This is a genomic window from Streptomyces sp. NBC_00028, from assembly GCF_045041065.1.
Lineage (GTDB): Bacteria > Actinomycetota > Actinomycetes > Streptomycetales > Streptomycetaceae > Streptomyces.
In genome coordinates, this window is record NZ_CP108293.1 from 8,650,888 (window position 1) to 8,669,588 (window position 18,701).

An 18,701-nucleotide genomic window follows, 5' to 3' on the forward strand; every position below is an offset into this window, starting at 1 on the left:
GACCGTAGGCTCCTTGAACAGATTGTTGATTTCTGGGGTGTTGCTGGTTCGTTTCCTGGTGCGGGTTGTGTGTGGTCGCTCGCGCAGTTCCCCGCGCCTCTAAAGGCCTTTGCCGCGTGCGGCGGTCAAAAGGGACTCCCAATCAGGGAGTTTCGCCACCGTCCGGCCCAGAGATGCGCCCAGTGCCGCCTCTGCCCGCTCGATCGACTGCCAGCCCGACCACTCGATCGGCTCTTGCCCCTCGGCCCGCAACGCCTCCAGCGGATCGCCCCGCCTCTCCTCTCGTACGACGATGTCGGCGTCCTCCAGCAATGACGTCACCGTCTCCTTCGCGCACGGCCTGTTCGTGCCGATGACTCCTGTCGGGCCCCGCTTGATCCAGCCGGCCACGTACTCGCCCGGCGCCACCGCGCCCTCGCGCAGGACGCGGCCGGCGAGATGGGGGACCGTGCCGGTGCGCGCGTCGAACGGCAGGCCCTCCAGGGGGATTCCGCGGTAACCCACCGAGCGCAGCACCAACTGGGCCTCGATCTCCTCGTACCGGCCCGTGCCGGTCACCCCGCCCTGGCCGTCCGGCACCGTCCGTTCGAAGCGCACCGCGCCCACGCGCCCCGCCTCGGCGAGGAGTTCGACCGGGCGGAGGAAGAAGCGCACATGGATGCGGCGCGGACTCCGCGTCGGTGGCGACTGGGCCCAACCCCGCAACACCTCCACGTTGCGGCGCTGGGCGGCGGCCAGGGCCGCGGGGTCCGCGTAGGCAGGGTCGAGCGCCAACTCCTGCGGATCCACGGCGACCTGCGCCTCCGGCAGGCCGCCCAGCTCACGCAGTTCCTTGGTGGTGAAGCGGGCCTGGGAGGGGCCGCGGCGGCCCACCATATGGACGTCCGTCACCCGGCTCGCGGCCAGTGCGGTGAGCGCCGGCTGGGGCATGTCCGTGGGGCTCAGCTCCGCGGCGCCGCGGGCCAGCATCCGTGCCACGTCGACCGCGACGTTCCCGACGCCGATCACCACCGCCGAGCGAGCGGCGCGGACGAAGCCGTCGTCGACGGCGTCCGGATGGGCGCTGTACCAGGACACGAACTGGGTGGCCGAGAAGCTGCCCGGCAGGTCCTCGCCGGGGATGCCGAGGTGCCGGTCGGTGGCGGCGCCCACGCAGTACACGACGGCGTGGTAGAGCTCCCGCAGCCGGGTGGTCGGCACTCCGTCGGTGCCGATCCGGACACCGCCGAGGAAGCGGACCCGCTCGTGCTCCAGGATGGTGCGGAGGTTGTGCTGGAGGGACTTGATCTTCTCGTGGTCGGGTGCCACGCCGTAGCGGACTAGCCCGTAGGGGCACGGCAGACGGTCCAGGACGTCGACGTACACCGAGGGGTCCAGCTGGACGAGGCTCTGGGCGGTGTAGCACCCGCTCGGCCCGGAGCCGACGACGGCGACACGAAGCACGGCGGTACTCCTTACCCGTGGGATCAGAGCAGATCGCTGATGTCTCCAGCATCGCACCGTCGCTGCTGCGCTGACAGGGTGCTGTACGGAGCGGGGGACGCGTGTCCGTTGGTATGGAAAGTGATCATGCGGTTACGTTGCGTGTGTGCTAGAAGCATCGTTTCTTAATCTTTCTGATCGTTGTCCGACGGACGGTGCGGTGTCCGTGTGGCCCGCGTGGGAAGTGCAGGAGGACGAGAACGCGACCTCGTGGTTCCACGTCCGGCTGGCGTTCACCGACGGCGCCCGGGTCGATCTGCTGGCCGTGGTGTCCGACGGATGCGCCTCCCTGGAGGACGTACGGGCCCAGCCGGCGCTCTCCCTCGACGACCTCGGGGTCCTCGCCGACTGGATCGAGGGCCCGCTCTTCGAGGCGTGCGGCCTCGGGCCGGTGCCGGAGCAGGGCGAGCCGGGCGTCTCGCGGCGGGCCCGGCCGGCGTGGCCGCGGGGTGTCGAGGGGCGGTGGCTCGTCGCGCAGGAATACCGCGCCGCACAGGAGGACGGGGTCGACCCGGTGCTCGCGGTGATGTGCGCGACCGGGCACAGCCGTCGCAAGTCGCTGAGGATGATCGCGCAGGCGCGTGACGCGGGATACCTGACGCCACGTCACGCGCGGCGCTGAGCAACGCCGTTACCGCGACGGGGGCGTCACAGCATGTCCCGCATCCGGGAGATCTCGCTCGTCTGCTGGGCGACCACGTCGTCGGCCATCTCCTCGACGCGGATGTTGTTGCCCTGCCCCTTCACGTCCGTGGCCATGGTGAGCGCACCTTCGTGATGCGTGATCATCAGGGTGAGGAAGAGCTGGTCGAAGGCCTTGCCCTTGGCCGCCTTGAGCTTCTTCATCTGGGCCTCGCTGGCCATGCCCGGCATCGCCGCGTGCTCGTGCGTCGCGTCCTTCGTGTCCTTGCCGTACGACGTCAGCCAGCTCTCCATCGCGTCGATCTCCGGCCCCTGGGCGGCCGCGATACGCTCGGCGAGCTTCTTGACCTTCGTGGACTCGGCGCGCTCCGGGGCGAGTTCCGTCATCTCCAGGGCCTGGGTGTGGTGCACGATCATCATCCGGGCGTACGAGACGTCCGCCGCGTTGGGTGAGTCGTCCTCGGCGCGCTGATCCGTGGCCTCCTCGGCGGACAGGGTGCGGTTCGCCTCGCCGGGGGCGCCGGGCGCGAGCACCGAAGGGCCGGTCGCCGCGGCCGACTTGGGGTCCGCGTCCGAGTCGCAGGCCCCGAGGCCGAGTGTCACCAGAACGGTCACCGTGGCGAGGGACGCGCGGCGGATGAGCACAACGACCTCCTGTGGCAGGCGTGGTGAGGGGCACCTCGTGAGTGCCGTGACTGTCCTAGCACGCTTCCGCGGATTACCGAGCAGAAAACTTCATTGCGGTTCTGTTGCCCCCTGTTGGTGTGTGCATGGTCAAGACCATACTTCGGTGGTGTGTGAACCGTTCCGAGGCGAACGGAACCAGGGAGGAAGCAGTGATCCTGAAAGATCCCCGAACCCGACACAGACGTCTGGGAGTTGTGGCCGCCGCGGCCGGACTCCTCGCCGCCCTGCTGACGGCCGTCCCGGCCGCGGCGACCCCCGACCCCGGGGACGGCACGGCGGCGTCCGGCACGGAGGTGTCCCGGAGCACCGAGGCCCAGGTGCGGGCCGCGATGGCCGACGGTGAGATACCCGGCCAGAACGAGGTCGTCCACTCCGACAACATCGAGCACCTGACCAACATCCCCAAGGACGCGCTGGCCGGCACCAATTCGGACCTCGCCTTCCAGGGCAGATACGCCTTCGCCGGCAACTACGACGGCTTCCGCATCCTCGACATCAGCAACCCGAAGGCGCCGAAGACGGTCGCCCAGGTGCTGTGCCCCGGCTCGCAGAACGACATCTCCGTCTCCGGCAACCTGCTCTTCCTCTCCACCGACTCCTCGCGCAGCGACAGCAGTTGCAACAGCACCACGCAGCCCGCGACCGAGAAGTCCTCCTGGGAGGGCATGAAGGTCTTCGACATCAGCGACAAGACCAACCCCAAGTACGTCGCCGCCGTCGAGACCGCCTGCGGCTCGCACACCCACACGCTGGTGCCCGAGCGCAAGAACGTCTACATCTACGTCTCCTCGTACTCGCCGAACGCCTCCTACCCCGACTGTCAGCCCCCGCACGACGGCATCTCCGTCATCAAGGTGCCGCGGAGCGCTCCCGAGAAGGCGGCGGTCGTCGGCTTCCCGGTGCTGTTCCCCGGTGAGGGGCCGGACGGCGGCGGCAACCCGGGCGGGCCCACCAACCCGGGCGTCTCCAAGACCACCGGCTGCCACGACATCACGGTCCTGCCCTCGAAGGACCTCGCCGCGGGCGCCTGCATGGGTGACGGCATCCTGTTCTCCATCGCGGACCCGGAGCACCCGAAGGTCATCGACCAGGTGCAGGACAACGTGAACTTCGCGTTCTGGCACTCGGCGACCTTCAACCAGAAGGCCAACAAGGTGGTCTTCACCGACGAGTTGGGCGGCGGCGGCGCCGCCACCTGCAACGCGACGGTCGGCGCCAACCGCGGTGCCGACGGTATCTACGACATCGTCGGCAAGGGCGACAAGCGTCAGCTCGTCTTCCGCAGCTACTTCAAGATCCCGCGCCACCAGGCCGACACCGAGAACTGCGTCGCCCACAACGGCTCGCTGATCCCGGTCAAGGGCAAGGACATCATGGTCCAGGCCTGGTACCAGGGCGGCGTCTCCGTCTGGGAGTTCACCGACTCCTCGAAGCCCAGGGAGATCGGCTACTTCGAGCGCGGCCCGCTGACCACCGACACGCTCACCGTCGGCGGTTCCTGGTCGGCGTACTACTACAACGGCTACATCTACTCGAACGACATCGCCAAGGGCTTCGACGTCCTGAAGCTGAGCGACCGGCGCACGGACCCCGCCAAGTGGGTCCGGCTGAAGGAGCTCAACACCCAGACGCAGCCCGACTACTTCGACTGATCGTCGCCGCCGTGGTCCGCCACGGCACCGGTCGCGAAGAAGCGTGACAGATCCGTGTCACCGGTCCCGTCGGACGCCTTCTCGGTGTCCGGCGGGACGCCCAACTCCCAGTCCAGCCGGTAGCGTTTGAACAGCTCGGCGCGGAGCACCGGCAGCGGCATCGGTACGCCCGGCACGAGGGCGGCGTAGACCGATCCCATCAACAGGGCGCGCAGCATGGGGTAGTCGGCGTCGGGGTCCGGTGAGCCGTGGCGTGCGACGGTGTCCCGCAGCAGTTCGGCAAGTCGCCGCTGTTCCGGGCACGGCATGAACCCTTCGGCCTGCAACAGCCCCGCCATGTGCTGGCGCATCAGGACGGGCCGGTCCCGGGCCAGGCCCAGGATCGCGTCGATGGCCCGCGCCATCCGCTCCCGGCCGTCCTCGGTGCGTGGCTCCCGCTCCAGCGCCTCCTCCAGTGTGCGGTGCATCAGCCGGTGTACCGCGGACTGCACCAGCTGGCGTTTTCCGGGGAAGTAGTACGACACCAGTCCACGTGCGGAACCGGCCCGGTCGGTGATGTCACCGAGGGTCGTCGCCTCGTATCCGTGCTCGCTGACCACCTCGACCGCCGCCTGAAGCAACCGCTCGCGGGATCGCCGCCGCAATTCTTCATTGACCGAGGCGCTGCGCGGGGACATGCTTGACTCCTGCGTTGACTGGCTGCCAGCCAACTATACTCAACGCGTCCGCACCGGCCGGTGAAACGGCTGGTCAGGGCTGCCGTCCGTCTCGGGCGACGCGGGGGATCGTCCGAGACGGACGGTTCTTCTCACCCCACTGGTGGCCTGAGGCTACTTACTGGCCCGTCGTTCAGCCGGCCGCTGGGCCCGCCCCGGCCCCGTCCACCAGATCCAGCACCGGCAGCAGCCCGTTCGGCCGCTCGCCTGCCGGCAGATGGTCCACGAAGTGCACCGCGCACCCCAGAGCCGCGGCCCCGCCGTCGGCCCGCCGGTCGTCGCCGACCATGAGCGTGCGGCGCGGGTCCGCCCCGAGATGGGCGCAGGCGGCGGCGAAGAGCCGGGGGTCCGGCTTCTGGACGCCGTGCTCGTACGACAGGACATACGCGTCGACGTACGGATCGAGCCCGTGCTCACGGAAGACCGGCCGCAGATCCCAGCCGATGTTGCTGACGACCCCGATGGCGATCCCGCGCTCGCGCAGCGCCCGCAGCACCTTTCCGGCGTCGGGGTAGGGCTGCCAGGCCGCCGGGGACATGTGCCGCTCGTAGAGCCGGTCGTGCAGCGCCGGATCCGGCAGCGTGACATGGCGCGACAGCCCGGTGTACGCGGCCCGGTGCAGCTCGGCGCTCTCGTCCCGCACCGCCCACACCCCGGCCAGGTCCTCGGGCAACCGCACCGGCGCCGCCCCGCCGGGCAACGCTCCAGCCATCTCCAGCGCCCGAGCCGTCCCGGCGACCTCCCCGTCGTCCAGCACGATCCCGGCCTCGGCGAGGCCGCCCCGCAGCCATGACTCGGTGGACTCGATACGGAAGAGGGTCCCGGAGAAGTCGAACAGCACGGCGATCATGCGGAGATCCTACGAGTCGACGTTCCCGAAGAGGCTCCGGTCGAGGTCTGCGGCGGACCGGCTGACGCGGCCTGCGGAGCCCCCGGTCCCGATGCCTTGATCTTGGGGCGGCCCATCCAGCGGTACGTCATGCCTCACGCCGTCGGTGGGCCAGCACCGCCACCGCCACCACCAGGGCGCCCAGCAGCCAGCCCCCGAGGACGTCCGAGGGCCAGTGGACGCCGAGCCAGACGCGGGTCAGGCCGACGCCGAGGACGGAGATGACACAGACGGTGAGGGCGGTGCGCCAGAGGGCGCGGCCGGCGCCGTGGTGGTGCAGGAGCCACAGGAGGAGGCCCAGAACGACCGTGGCCGTCAGGGCATGGCCCGAGGGGTAGGCCGCGTAGTGGGCCGTGTCGACCGGGTCACGCCAGACCGGTCGGGGGCGGTCCACCGCGGCCTTGAGGGACTGCTGGACGACCGTGCCCACCGCACACGTGACGGCCAGCCAGCCCGCGGTCCACCACGCCGACCGCCGCCACACCAGCCACACCACGACCACCGCGCACAGCAACCGCATCGTCCACGGGTCCCACACCCAGTCCGTGAGGATCCGGAAGGCGTGAGTCAGCCCGGGTTCGTCGACCGCCCACCGGTGGGTCGTGTCCGCGATGTCGCCGTCGAGGCTCATCAGCGGGTGCCAGCGGACCGCGACCAGAGTGATCAGCAGCACGGAGCAGACGGCGAGGACTCCGGCCGCGCGGACGGCGAGGCGCTGGTCCGGCGGGCTGGGCGGGGCGTCGACGGGCGGGGTGCGCATCCTTCGATCCTCGCCGACCGGTGGGGTCGGAGGCCAATCCCGGCGGGGAGCGCAGGCCGGGGGGAGGTGCGGCCCGGGGGTCCGGCCGGCTCAGCCGTCCCAGCCGAGCGCGCGCAACCCCGGTACGAACGCCACCAACAGCGGCACCATCGGCACCAGCGCCGCCGTGGCCGTCAGCCCCAGGCGCCGGGTGACCGGCAGGCGGTCCGGGGGAGTGAGGAGGCGGTGTACCCGCTGCGGGACATGGGCCTGCGGGGTCGGGGCGGGGCCGAACACACCCCGGTCCTCGTTGAGTTCCACCAGCGCGAGCGCCGTGGTCAGCCGTCCGAAGCGGCGGGAGGCCGTGTCGTCCGCGGCGAGTTCGACGAGCCGGTGCATCTCGGCGCGGAACGCGGCGAACACCGGCACCTGCGGAAACCCGCCCGCGAGCGCCGAGGAACAGTGCAGCAGCCAGTCGTGCCGGGCCTGCGCGTGCCCTTCCTCGTGAGCCAGCAGGGCATCCAGCTGCCGACCCTTCAGGCGCTGCAACGCGGCCGTGGTGACGACCAGTTGAGGGGCCGAACCGGGCAGCCACCAGGCGTCGGGGCGCTCGCCCTCAAGCACCACGAGACGTCCGGTGCTCCCCTCCTCGCCGGGCAACAGCGGGGCGCGTACCAGGAGTTCGGTCCTGCGCAGTCGACGCCGCGCCCGCGCCCGTACGACCTCCCGTATCAGCATCGCCGCGGTCCACACCCCGCCCAGCGCCAGGGTCACCGCGAGGGTCGCCGCCCAGACGCCACCGGCACCGAGCGCGTAGGCCTCCACCACCGAACGCGGCGCGGGCGCGAAGACATGACCGCGTACCGCCTGCCAGGCGGCCGCCGCGCTGAGCGTCATCGACAGGGCGCAGCACAGGAGTACGGCCGCCACCACGCTCCCCCAGAGGGGGTACCCCCAGCCACACCCACAACGCGACCACCGGTTCACGGTCCGGCCATCGGGCCCGGGCGAGCAGCCGGGGAGCGGCCACGGCGGCCAGGGCGCCGAGCAGCAACAGTGCCGCGGGGACCATCATGGGAGCACCCTATGAGCGGCGGACGGGCACCGGTACGGCATCCCGCACCAAGTGACGCAGGACACGGCGGGCACTTGGCGGGACGGAGAACACTCAGAGCGTCGCCAGCATCGCGACCATCGCGATCCCCATCGACAGCCGGCACGCCCGCGCCACCTCCGGCCGGTCGCCCCAGCACACCGCCCCGCCCCCCGCCGTGACCGGCACCAGACGGACGCCGGAGAGCAGCACATAGCCCGCGAAGTACAGCAGCAGCACGCCCGTCAGCACGGGGATCCCGGAGCCGCCGCCGTGGTGTGCGGGGGCCGCCGCCATCACGACCGCCATGTAGACCATCGCCGAGGCCCCCACCAGGTGATGCAGATGATGGGCGCTGGTCCGTGCCGCCCACAGGGCACGCAGGGCCGCCGCGCCGAACACGGCCGCGTATCCCGTCCAGGCCCAGGGCGGTGGGGTGAACACCGCGGCGGGGACGGCCATCGCGGCCATCCCGAAGCCCATGAGTGCCTCGCCGCCCGCCGCGCGGCGCTGTTCCTCGACGTCGCTGCGCATCCGCAGCAGGCAGTAGGCGCCGGTCGCCGCGCACAGCGCGACCAGCAGCCAGCCGGGCGAAGCCGGTCCGTGCACACGCGCCTCCCCGCTCGACGGTCGGACGGGGAGGGGATGCCCCGGCCACGCGGCGCGCACGCGAGCGCAAGGATGTACACGGGGAGCATTCGGGGGAGCACAGCAGGTCACCGACGGGCGGTGAATATCGTTTACAGGTAAAACACCTGCTAAGGTTATGGGTATGAACCGCATGAACCGCCTCCCTCTCGCCGGTGTGCTCCGTCTCGGGCGACCCTCGGACATCTGGTTCAAGCCCGCCCTGAGCGTGGTCGCCGCGGTCGCCCCGCCGAACCTCACCCTGCTCGCGCTCGGCCGCCTCGACCTGGCGATGTACACGATGGCCGGGTCCCTGTGCGCGCTGTACGCCCACAACCGCCCCTACGCCGCCCGGGCCCGCACCCTGGCCTGGGTCGTACTCGGCATGGTCGGCGGCCTCGCCGTCTCCCTGGTCACCGCCTCGCTCACCGGCAGCGCCGTCCTCCTGGTCGCCGTCGGCGCACTGCTGGCAGCCGTGCAGAAGGCGCTGTGCGACGCGACCCGCGTCGGCCCGCCCGGCAACGTGGTCCTCACCTTCATCACCTCGGCCTCCCTGTTCGCACCGCAGACCCTCGCCCAGGTCCCCGGCCACCTCGCCCTCGCGCTCGCGGCGGGCGCCTGGGCCTGGATCGTCGGCATGGCGCCGGGTCTGATCCGGCCGCACGGCCCGGAACGGCGGGCCACCGCACACGCCCTGAACGCCACGGCCGCATACGTCGAACAGGACGACCCCCGGAGCAGGGCCGCCGCGGCCGCCGCGATCCAGGCCGCCTGGCAGTCCCTGCTGTCCGCCGGCGCCCGCACCCCGGCCCGCCGCGCCCTGGACCGGCTCGTCGTCCGCGCCGAGGTCGCCCTCGCCGCCCCCGCCGACGCCGACCCGCGGCGACTGCGCGCCTGGGCCCGCGACCTGCGCGGCAACGGCCCCGTCCCGCACACCGAGGACCACGGCGAACTCCTCGGCGTCGACGCCGAACTCGCCGTCCCCGCAGCCCCGTTGTGGCGCAGGCTCGGACCGCTCACCCCGCTCGCCGTGCGCACCGCCACCGGCTGCGCCCTCGCCGGATACGCCTCCCTCGCGCTCGGCGTCGGCCGCCCGTACTGGGCCCTGGTCACCGCCGCCTCGCTCTACCAGGCCAACCTCACCCTCACCTGGAGCCGCGGCGTCCAGCGCGTCGTCGGCAACCTCGCCGGAGTGCTCCTCTTCGCCGCCGTGGTCCCGCTCGCCCACCTCGGCCCGGCCGCCCTCGTTCTGATCTGCCTCGCCTTCAACTTCGGCGCCGAGGCGCTCATCGGCCGCAACTACTGGCTCGGCAGCGTCTGCGTCACCCCGATGGCCCTGCTCATCACCGAGTTCGCCGGATTCCAGGAGCCCGGGCGACTGATCACCGAGCGGGTCATCGACACCCTCGTCGGCGCGCTGGTCGGCTTCGTCGCCGCGATCGCCGTCACCAACCGCCGCGCCGGCAACCGCATCGAACAGACGCTGACCTCCGTGGAGCGCACCCGCGAACACACCGCCCGCCTGCTCGCCGAACCGCACCCCGACCCGCGCGCCCTGGACTGCGCCCGCCGCGCCCTCGCCGCCCACCTCGTGGAGCTGCGCGCCGCTGTGGACGCCGCGTCCGGGGAGTGGTGGCAGCGGGCCCTGCCCCAGGAGCGGGTCGTGCGCGCCGAGCAGGCCGGACACCGTACGCTCGCGGCGACGGTACGGCACCAGGAGGTGCACCGGAGCGCGACGGCGGAGGGCATACGGCCATGACGGCACCGAACGGACGGCAGGCGGGCGCGAGCGGGGGCGACACCGTCTCCGCGGTCGTCCGGCAGTGGCAGGCCGTCCACCCCGGTCTCGACACCGGCCCGATGGAGATCATCGGCCGCGTCAACCGCTGCGCCGCCCTCCTCCAGCAGGCCGAGGACGCCCCGCTGCGCCGGGCCGGGCTCAGCCGAGCCGAGTTCGACCTGCTCGGCGCGCTGCGCCGCACCGGCCACGAGCTGACGCCGGGCGACCTGGCCCGGGAGACCTTCTCCTCGGGAGCCGCGGTCACCAAGCGCCTCAAGCAGCTGACCGAGCGCGGCCTCGTCGAACGCCGCGGGGACACCCGCGACCGCCGCGTCGCCCACCTCCGCCTGACGGACGCGGGCCGCGAGATCGTCGACGGCATCCTGCCCGAGCAGCTCGCCTACGAGACCGCCGTGCTGTCCGTCCTCGATCCGCTGCGGCAGGGTGAACTGGCGGGGCTGCTCGGCGAGTTGCTGGGCCAGCTGGAAGGGCGTCCGAGCGCGCTGCGGTCCTGAGTCATTGACGTGATCCACGCGATGTCCCTACCGTCGGTTCGATGCGCCGACAGACGTGCGGCATACCGAACGCGCTGAACGAAAGTGGGAACGCCGTGGCAGCCGAAACGCTCACCGTCGATCTCGGCACCGAGACGGGTCCCTTCCACGGCGGCGCCAGCGGAACGCTGTACGGCCTCTACGGCGACGGCGTCCCCAGCCGTGCGGTGGTCGAGGGCATGTACGTCCGCACGGTCGCGACCAAGGCCCAGGACGGCGTCCAGCACCCCGGCGCGGACGGCCTGGAGATCCTCCCCTCCTTCGTCGCGGCGGGCGGCCGGGACGTCTACCTCTACATGACCGACATCCTGCGCGGCTTCCCCTACGAATGGCCCGGCGCGACGGGCGAGGAACGGCTCGCGGGCTTCGTCGCCAGCGTCCGCAAGCAGGTCGAACAGGTCCTGACCATGGGTGAGTTGGCGACCCACGTCGTGTACGTGCCGTTCAACGAACCCGAGGGCAACATGTTCGGCGAGGGGGAGTGGAGCTACGACCGCACCTCCTGGCACACCGACCCCCGGCACTACTTCGCCGCCTGGCGGGACGTGTACCGCATGATCAAGGACCTGCACCCGGACGCCCGGATCGCCGGCCCCAACACCTGCGTCCTGTACCCCGAGGTCAAGGGATTCCTGCGGTTCGCCCGGGACAACGACGTCCTGCCCGACGTCATCACCTGGCACGAGCTGTCCTCACCCGCCGAGGTGCGCACCAACGTCGCCGTGTACCGGTCCTGGGAACGGGAGTTGGGCATCGGCCCGCTCCCCCTCAACCTCAACGAGTACGCGCACAACTACCACCTCTCCGTCCCCGGCCAGATGATCCAGTGGATCTCCGCGATCGAGGAGTCCAAGGTCGACGCCGACATGGCGTACTGGAACATCGCCGGCAACCTCAACGACTCGGTGGTGGAGGCCAACAAGGCCAACGGCCAGTGGTGGCTGTTCAACGCCTACGGCCGGTTGACGGGGAACACGGTCGCGGTCACCGCTCCCCACCCGAACGTCCAGTACACCCTCCAGGGCGTCGCCACGCTCGACCGGGACAAGCGGCAGGCGCGGGTCCTGTTCGGGGGTTCCGGGGGTGCCGCCGAGGTCGTCGTCGAGCACCTCGACCCGGAGACCTTCGGCACCACCGTCCACGTACGACTCCAGGAGATCCCCTGGACGGGCCAACTCGGCTCGTCGGGCGCCCCCTTGACGCTGCGGGAGGACGAACTGCCGGTAGTGGACGGCAGACTGGCCCTGCCTCTCACCGACCTGGACGCGATGTCCGCCTACCAGCTGATCCTGTCGCCCGCCGGCGCTCCCGTCTCGTCCCTGGCGGGTCCCCGACGGACGTACGAGGCCGAGGACGCCGCGTACACCGGGAGCGGATACGTGAAGAACGGTCCCGAGGGGTCCCCGACGGACGTCGACAGGTTCGCCACCTCCGGCGGCCATCACGTCGGCGGTCTGCGCACCGGCTCCGACCTCGTCCTCGCCTTCGACGTCGAGGTCCCGCGGGACGGGACGTACGACATCCGCGTGTACGCCAACTCCCACAACCAGGCCGACCTCGTACGCGAACACGGCCCCACCAACGTCTTCCTGCGCGTCGACGGCGAGGACCCGCGCGAACTGCTCCTGCCCCTCGGCTACAAGTGGGCCGTATGGGGCCACACCGACACCACCGTCCACCTCACCGCGGGACCGCACCGCATCACCCTCGCCGCCCAGGACCCCGAACTCGGCGCGACCCGCGGCGACGCGGTCGTCGACCGGATCGAACTCGCCCCGCGCGACACGGAATCCCTCGTGACCTACGACGCCGTGTACGCGGCCCTCGGCGACGGAGCACGCGTCCACGGCCCGTCGGCCCTGCTCCCGCGCGGCGGCACCGTCACCTTCTGGGTGCACGCGGAGCACGACGGAGAGGCCGCGGTGACCCTCACGGGGGAGGGCGAGGGCGTGCTGACGGTCAACGGCGAGGAGATCGACGCCGACCCGCACAGGGAGATCCCGCTCTTCCTCGCCGGAGGCGTCAACAAGGTGACGGTGACGGCGACTTCGGACCAGCTGGTCGTGGACCGGCTCAGCGTGGGACCGTCGCGGGGCCTGCTGCCGACCAGGACGTACCGGGCCGGGGACGGCGAACTGACCGGCACCGCGAGGGTGAGCGCCTTCTCGTACGCCACCGGCGGCAAGGCCGTCGACGGCGTGGGCCGCGGCCCCGGCAACGCGCTCACCCTGACGGTGACGGCGGACCGCCCCGGACGCCACGCCCTGACGATCCGCTACGCCAACGGCGAGCAGCCGGCCGGCACCCACTACAACCCCGACCCGGTCTGCCGCCACGCCGACCTCACCGTCAACGGCGACAGCACCCGGCGCGTGCTCTTCCCCACGACCTTCCACTTCAACAACTTCTGGCAGCTCGCCGTCCCCGTCACCCTCCAACAGGGCGCCAACACCGTCACGTTCACCGCCGACGAGCTCCCCGACTTCGACGGCACCACGAAGAACACCCACGGCCAGCGCTCCGCCCATGCCCCGGTCATCGACACGGTGACGGTGACACCACTGGCCGGACGGCCCTAGCGCTAGAGGACTTCCGTCGCCGTCCGCCGGTAGCCCGAGCGGCGGTCGTCGATGTCCTCCCAGCGGTCGCCGTAGATGTTCCGTACGACGGCCGGCTCCCGTACGAAGTCGTGTGGGAAGCCGAGTTCGACCGCGCTCACCTCGTCGAGGCGGGCGACCGCGTCGGCGTCGAGGCGGACCTCGGCACAGCCGAGGTTGTCGGCGAGCTGGTGCTCCTTGGTGGCCGCGATGATCGGCACGATGTTCCCGGGGCGCCCGAGGAGCCAGGCCAGGGCCACCTGGGCCGGGCTCCAGCCGCCCTGCTCGGCGATGTCCAGGACGGCGGTGATGACGTCCTCCTGCCGCGGGTTCGGTCGGTCGCCCCACGTGTCGAGCCGGCCCGTCTCGCCCCGCCGGTACTTACCGGTGAGTTTCCCGGCCGCGAGCGGCGCCCAAGCGAACACCGCCTGGCCGAACGCCCGCGCCTGCGGCAGGAGTTCGCGCTCCGGGGTTCGCTCCAGCAGGTTGTAGCGCAGCTGCGAACCGGCGAACGCGGTCCAACCCCGCAGCTCCGCGAGCGTGTTGGCCTGCGAGATCTCCCACGCGGGCCAGTCCGAGACCCCGACGTACAGCACCTTGCCGGTCCGTACGAGGTCGTCCAGCGCCCGCATCACCTCGTCGACCGGGGTGAAGTTGTCCCGCGCGTGCACCCACAGCACGTCCAGGCGGTCGGTGCGCAGCCGCTCCAGACTCGCCTCCACCGACTGCACGAGGTTCTTGCGGTGGTTGCCGGCCGCGTTGACGTCTCCGTCGCGGGTCCCGCACGTGTACTTGCTGGCCACGACGAACTCCTCGCGCCGCCCTTGGAGAAGCTCGCCGAGAATCCGCTCCGAGTGCCCGCCCGAGTAGATGTCCGCGGTGTCGAGGAAGTTGCCGCCCGCGTCGGCGTAGGCGTCCAGAAGCCGGGCGCTGGTGTCCTTGTCGGAGCCGTAGGCGGGTTCGCCGCCCATGACCATGGTGCCGAGAGCGAGTTCGCTCACGCGCAGACCGGTCTTGCCGAACAGTGTGTACCGCACGATCAGTTCCCCTCCGAGCAGGTCGTTGTGCGTCCGACGCTACGAGGTGGAGCGCGCTCCAGGGCAAGCCGTACCGCTCAGCCCCGAGGTGGGCTCCATGAGGACGGTGCCGCCCGCCTCGGTCGCGGTGGCGGCGGCGGTGGTGTCGACGTCCTCGACCGCGAAGTACGGCAGCCAGCGCGGCGGCACCTCGGGCGGGAACTTGTCGTCCATCGTGACCGTGCCGCCGAAGTCGGCGTCGTCGAGGCCCCACTGCGTGTAGCGCTCGGAGGCGTTGACGCTCCAGCCGAACACCGCGGTGTAGAACTCCATGGCCCGCTCCGGCTCCCGGCACAGCAGTTCCACCCAGCCCAGCGAACCGGGGGCGTTGATCAGTTCGCCGCGGCGGCGTCGAGGTCCGTCACCGCGAAGGTCACGAACCACGAGCACGGCCGCCCCTCCGCGCCGAGCGGCACCATCCCCGCAACCGGGAGATGGCCGTCTCCGTCCGCCAGCCGAAGAGTTCGCCGTAGAACCGCCCGCCCGCCTCCAGGTCCGGCGTTCCCACCGCGGCCCAGCAGGGCCCACCGGCCACCGGCTTGTCGAGCCTCATGCCGCCACGCCCCTTGTGCCGACGCGAGCACCCCTCTCGCACGCCAGCGCCACGCCCCTTCTGCCGACGCGAGCACCCCTCTCGCACGCTAGCCCCGGCCGCCGCCCCCTGCCATCCGGCGCATCAGCACGCCGCAGTGGCCGCGCCGGTCACTAGATACCCGGTCGGTAGCGGATCGGATGGTCCGCCGGTACCTCCACCAGCACGATCCGGGTCCCGTCCGGGTCGGTGAGCCACATCTCGATGAGGCCCCAGGGTTCCCGCACCGGTGGCCGCGCGATCTCGACGCCCTTCGCCAGCAGCTCCTCGTGTGCGGCCGTCACGTCCTCGACCTGCATCCACAGCCGCACCGCCGGGGACGGTGGCGTCTCGGAGCGGCCGGAGAGCTCCAGGAAGCCGCCGCCGAGGAAGTAGACGGTGCCGCGTTCCGGTCCTGTGCCGAACTCGCGGTAGACGGCGAGGCCGAGCTGTTCGCCGTAGAAGACACGGGATCGCTCGGGGTCGAGGGGGTGGATGAGGGTCCGGCCGCTCAGTACGTGCACCATGCGGCGGAGCCTAGTGCGGGCGTTAGGCTCGTCGGTGCCTGTGCCGTGCCCGAGAGTGGAGAGACGCCCATGACCGCTGGACTCACCTTCCGTGACGCCACCGACGCCGACGTGGACGCGCTGGTCGCGCTGATCGAGTCGGCGTACCGCGGGGACTCGAGCCGGGCCGGTTGGACCACCGAGGCGGACATCCTGGAGGGGCAGCGGACCGACCCGGACGGCGTGCTCCAGGTCATCAAGTCGCCCGACAGCCGCCTGCTCACCGTGGAGCGCGAGGGCGAGGTCGTCGCCTGCTGCCAGCTCGAACACCGCGGCGACCACGCCTACTTCGGGATGTTCGCGGTCAGCCCGCGGCTCCAGGGCGGCGGCCTCGGCAAGGTGATCATCGCGGAGGCGGAGCGGACGGCCCGGGAGACCTGGGGTGCCACGGAGATGCACATGACGGTGATCTCCGTACGCAACGACCTCATCGCCTGGTACGAGCGCCGCGGCTACCGCCGTACGGGCCGGATGACCCCGTTCCCGTACGGCGACGAGCGCTTCGGCGTCCCGCAGCGCGAGGACCTGCAGTTCGAGCTGCTGGTCAAGCCGCTCGGATAATCGTTACGCCGTGAAGCGGGCGGTGCGTTTGATCTCCGAGTAGTCGGTGGTCGCACCGTCCAGCTGGAGCGCCCGGACGAGCCGCAGATGGTCCTGTGTGTTCACCACCCAGCCGATGATCCTCAGGTCCGCCTTGCGGGCGTGCTCGACGATCTCCAGGGTGATCCGGCGGATGTTGAGGCAGACGGTCGCCGCCCCGGCCTCCACGGCGCGCTCCACGATGTCGGTGCCGTACCGGCTGCCGATCAGCGCGGTCCGCACGCCCGGCACCAGACGGGAGACCTCGGCGATCGCCTCGTCATGGAACGAGGACACCTCGACCCGGCCCACCAGGTCCCGCCTGAGCATGACCTCGGCCAGGGCCCGCGCTGCCGCGAGATCCTTGATCTCGGCCTGGAGCGGTGCTTGTACCGCCTCCAGGACCTCCTCGAAGACGGGGACGCGTTCGCCGCGGCCCGCGTCCAGGGTGCGCAGCTCGGCGAGGGTCTTCTCGGCGATCGGACCGGTCCCGTCGGTCGTGCGGTCCACGTCCGTGTCGTGCATGACGACGAGGGCCCCGTCCTTGCTGAGATGCAGGTCGAGTTCGATGGCGTCGAAGCCGACCTGCTGGGCGGCCACGAAGGAACGGAGGGTGTTCTCGGGTTCGAGACCCATGACTCCGCGATGACCGATGGTAAGGAAGTTCAAGGTTCAACTCGCTTCCGTCGACGGCGGCTCGGCTTCCGCAGCCTAATGGCCTCGGCCGGTGATGAACCCCTGCGTACACGGGGGATCGGGTGACACGAGGGGCGGACCTGGCCGGGACCGTTCTGGCTGGTCACCCTGGGGTGGGCGAGTCCTGCGGGCATTGACCGCCGACGCCGGCCGGAGACCCCCAAGAGGATCACGTATACCCACCGAGAGCGCCGTCATGGCATCCGACAGGAAAAAGTTCCGTGACCATGCGACTGCGCAGGATAATTTACGGAGCCCCCACTTGCTGGCAGGAACCTCATATGCCTACGGTGTCCTCACGCGAGGTTCTCCCGTGGAGGATGGGACATGACGGAAATTCTTGTGCAGGCGGCTACGGGGGAGCGGGTTGCTCCCGGGACCAGGGTGGTGGACCACCCTGCGTGGCCCGTGCTCAAGGGTGCCGTGGAACGGATCAGGCCCTGGCAGTCCAAGGACGGGTCGATCGACCTCACGGCTGAGGGTGCCCCGGACCGCGCCGCCGCCGAGGCCGCCGTACGCGAGGTCACAGGCGCCGTCGAGGAGCTGTCCCCGCTGCTCCCGCACGACCGCGCCTACCACGAGGCCCTGGTCAAGGACCTGAAGCGGTGGGCCGAGGGCGGCTTCGAGGTGCCGGACTTCCTGGACTCGCTGCTGGCCTTCCAGCCCGCCAAGGGGCGCGCGGACGGCCTCCAGCACCTGGTCGTCTTCCCGATGTACACGCAGAACGGCAACCCCGACCGCAACCTCGAGGCGGTCGTCCTGCGCATGGTGTGGCCGGACTGGCTGGCCGAGCTGGAGCGCACCCGCTACGACAACCCGCTGTTCTGCGGCATCAAGTTCGAGGACTTCACGGCCGGTTACGACACCAACTCCGCCGTGCTCTTCCCCGAGACGATCGCCGTGCGCGAGGCGCCGGAACGATTCTCCTGGGGTGGCATCTTCTGCGACCGCGAGGCCGCCCGCTTCCGTGCCGTCACCGACGCCGCCGTCGACATCCTGGGCCTCGACCTGCCCGAGGACATCGCCGCGATGGTCCACGACCAGAAGCGCTGCGAGGAGGCGTTCGTCCTGTGGGACATGGTCCACGACCGCACCCACAGCCATGGCGACCTGCCCTTCGACCCCTTCATGATCAAGCAGCGCCAGCCGTTCTGGATGTACGGCCTGGAGGAGCTGCGCTGCGACCTCACCGCCTTCAAGGAGGCCGTGAAGCTGGAGGCCGACGGCGTCCCGCAGGCCCGTGACGTGCAGTACGCCGTGCTGTTCGACCGTATGTTCCGCTTCCCGGTCACCGGCGAGCGGGTGCGCAACTACGACGGCCTCGGCGGCCAGCTGCTCTTCGCCTACCTGCACAAGCACGACGTCGTCCGCTGGACCGACAACAAGCTGCACATCGACTGGCAGCGCGCCCCGCAGGTCACCAACCAGCTGTGCGCCGAGATCGAGGACCTCTACCGGGCGGGCATCGACCGCCCCAAGCTCGTCCACTGGTTCGCCGCGTACGACCTGGTCGCGCAGTACCTCGCCCCGCACCCGGGATCCCGCTGGGCCAAGGGCCCGGACGCCCTGGACCTGACGCAGCCGCCGCGCAAGCTCGTCGATGACGTGCTTCCGGACGAGTTTCCGCTCAGCATGTTCTATGAGGCACTCTCCAAGAAGCTCAAGAACGTGATCGCGTCGACGCGCGGCATCACGGCGGAGAACGCCGAGCGAGTGGCCGCGTGAGCGACCACGGCACCGAGAACGCTGCGCGGC

16 protein-coding genes and 2 pseudogenes are annotated in these 18,701 nt (G+C 71.0%); 7 read left to right on the forward strand and 11 right to left on the reverse strand.

Going from position 1 to position 18,701, the window contains the following annotated elements; genetic code table 11:
- Positions 1 to 99: 99 nt before the first annotated feature.
- Positions 100 to 1,443 carry an FAD-dependent oxidoreductase gene (locus OG885_RS39110; RefSeq protein ID WP_405740263.1) on the reverse strand — a complete coding sequence of 448 codons (1,344 nt, stop codon included), beginning with the start codon at positions 1,441 to 1,443 and terminating at the stop codon, positions 100 to 102.
- A 199-nt stretch (positions 1,444 to 1,642) separates the two neighbouring features.
- Here OG885_RS39110 and OG885_RS39115 point away from each other — a divergent pair, with 199 nt between their 5' ends.
- A complete protein-coding gene (locus OG885_RS39115) occupies positions 1,643 to 2,104 on the forward strand; it encodes a DUF6214 family protein (RefSeq protein WP_405740266.1) in 462 nt (153 codons plus the stop codon).
- Positions 2,105 to 2,130: 26 nt separating this feature from the next.
- On the opposite strand, the gene OG885_RS39120 is transcribed toward OG885_RS39115, so the two are convergent.
- Positions 2,131 to 2,769: a DUF305 domain-containing protein gene (locus tag OG885_RS39120; protein ID WP_405740269.1), complete on the reverse strand. Its 639-nt coding sequence runs from the start codon at positions 2,767 to 2,769 to the stop codon at positions 2,131 to 2,133.
- A 191-nt stretch (positions 2,770 to 2,960) separates the two neighbouring features.
- Here OG885_RS39120 and OG885_RS39125 point away from each other — a divergent pair, with 191 nt between their 5' ends.
- Entirely contained in the window at positions 2,961 to 4,463 is a 1,503-nt protein-coding gene (locus OG885_RS39125; protein WP_405740272.1) for an LVIVD repeat-containing protein, read from the forward strand.
- On the opposite strand, the gene OG885_RS39130 is transcribed toward OG885_RS39125, so the two are convergent.
- The 5 genes and pseudogenes from OG885_RS39130 to OG885_RS39150 all read right to left on the reverse strand — a co-directional run bounded on the left by OG885_RS39130 (position 4,451) and on the right by OG885_RS39150 (position 8,509).
- Positions 4,451 to 5,140 (reverse strand): TetR/AcrR family transcriptional regulator, encoded by a 690-nt coding sequence (locus tag OG885_RS39130; RefSeq protein WP_405740274.1) that lies wholly within the window; start codon positions 5,138 to 5,140, stop codon positions 4,451 to 4,453. The genes OG885_RS39125 and OG885_RS39130 overlap by 13 nt on opposite strands.
- Before the next feature lie 172 nt (positions 5,141 to 5,312).
- On the reverse strand, positions 5,313 to 6,029 hold the full coding sequence (locus OG885_RS39135; RefSeq protein WP_405740277.1) for an HAD family hydrolase: 717 nt from the start codon (positions 6,027 to 6,029) through the stop codon (positions 5,313 to 5,315).
- Between the two features lie 127 nt (positions 6,030 to 6,156).
- A complete protein-coding gene (locus OG885_RS39140) occupies positions 6,157 to 6,828 on the reverse strand; it encodes a phosphatase PAP2 family protein (RefSeq protein ID WP_405740280.1) in 672 nt (223 codons plus the stop codon).
- Positions 6,829 to 6,918: 90 nt separating this feature from the next.
- A pseudogene (locus OG885_RS39145) lies at positions 6,919 to 7,882 on the reverse strand (M56 family metallopeptidase).
- A gap of 93 nt (positions 7,883 to 7,975) precedes the next feature.
- On the reverse strand, positions 7,976 to 8,509 hold the full coding sequence (locus OG885_RS39150) for a DUF5134 domain-containing protein (protein WP_405740283.1): 534 nt from the start codon (positions 8,507 to 8,509) through the stop codon (positions 7,976 to 7,978).
- Between the two features lie 157 nt (positions 8,510 to 8,666).
- On the opposite strand from OG885_RS39150, the gene OG885_RS39155 reads away from it, so the two are divergent.
- From OG885_RS39155 to OG885_RS39165, 3 genes are read left to right on the forward strand one after another with little or no spacing between them, the layout of a single operon-like run.
- Positions 8,667 to 10,286: an FUSC family protein gene (locus tag OG885_RS39155; protein WP_405740286.1), complete on the forward strand. Its 1,620-nt coding sequence runs from the start codon at positions 8,667 to 8,669 to the stop codon at positions 10,284 to 10,286.
- Positions 10,283 to 10,822: a MarR family winged helix-turn-helix transcriptional regulator gene (locus OG885_RS39160; protein WP_405740289.1), complete on the forward strand. Its 540-nt coding sequence runs from the start codon at positions 10,283 to 10,285 to the stop codon at positions 10,820 to 10,822. The genes OG885_RS39155 and OG885_RS39160 overlap by 4 nt, the downstream gene beginning before the upstream one ends.
- 41 nt (positions 10,823 to 10,863) lie before the next feature.
- Positions 10,864 to 13,440: a cellulosome protein gene (locus tag OG885_RS39165; RefSeq protein WP_405740292.1), complete on the forward strand. Its 2,577-nt coding sequence runs from the start codon at positions 10,864 to 10,866 to the stop codon at positions 13,438 to 13,440.
- 2 nt (positions 13,441 to 13,442) lie between these two features.
- Here the strand turns inward: OG885_RS39165 and OG885_RS39170 are convergent, their stop codons facing one another.
- The 3 genes and pseudogenes from OG885_RS39170 to OG885_RS39180 all read right to left on the reverse strand — a co-directional run bounded on the left by OG885_RS39170 (position 13,443) and on the right by OG885_RS39180 (position 15,632).
- Entirely contained in the window at positions 13,443 to 14,495 is a 1,053-nt protein-coding gene (locus OG885_RS39170; protein ID WP_405740294.1) for an aldo/keto reductase, read from the reverse strand.
- 84 nt (positions 14,496 to 14,579) lie between these two features.
- Positions 14,580 to 15,087: pseudogene (locus OG885_RS39175) on the reverse strand (VOC family protein); the annotation flags it as partial.
- 152 nt (positions 15,088 to 15,239) lie between these two features.
- The gene (locus OG885_RS39180) at positions 15,240 to 15,632 is read right to left on the reverse strand and encodes a VOC family protein (RefSeq protein ID WP_405740297.1); all 393 of its coding nucleotides are present in this window, start codon (positions 15,630 to 15,632) and stop codon (positions 15,240 to 15,242) included.
- 69 nt (positions 15,633 to 15,701) lie between these two features.
- On the opposite strand from OG885_RS39180, the gene OG885_RS39185 reads away from it, so the two are divergent.
- Positions 15,702 to 16,232, forward strand: a complete 531-nt coding sequence (locus OG885_RS39185; RefSeq protein WP_405740300.1) for a GNAT family N-acetyltransferase — start codon at positions 15,702 to 15,704, stop codon at positions 16,230 to 16,232.
- A gap of 3 nt (positions 16,233 to 16,235) precedes the next feature.
- Here the strand turns inward: OG885_RS39185 and OG885_RS39190 are convergent, their stop codons facing one another.
- Positions 16,236 to 16,919 (reverse strand): glycerophosphodiester phosphodiesterase, encoded by a 684-nt coding sequence (locus OG885_RS39190; RefSeq protein WP_405740303.1) that lies wholly within the window; start codon positions 16,917 to 16,919, stop codon positions 16,236 to 16,238.
- A gap of 354 nt (positions 16,920 to 17,273) precedes the next feature.
- On the opposite strand from OG885_RS39190, the gene OG885_RS39195 reads away from it, so the two are divergent.
- Positions 17,274 to 18,671 (forward strand): DUF6421 family protein, encoded by a 1,398-nt coding sequence (locus OG885_RS39195; protein WP_405740306.1) that lies wholly within the window; start codon positions 17,274 to 17,276, stop codon positions 18,669 to 18,671.
- Positions 18,672 to 18,701: the final 30 nt, after the last annotated feature.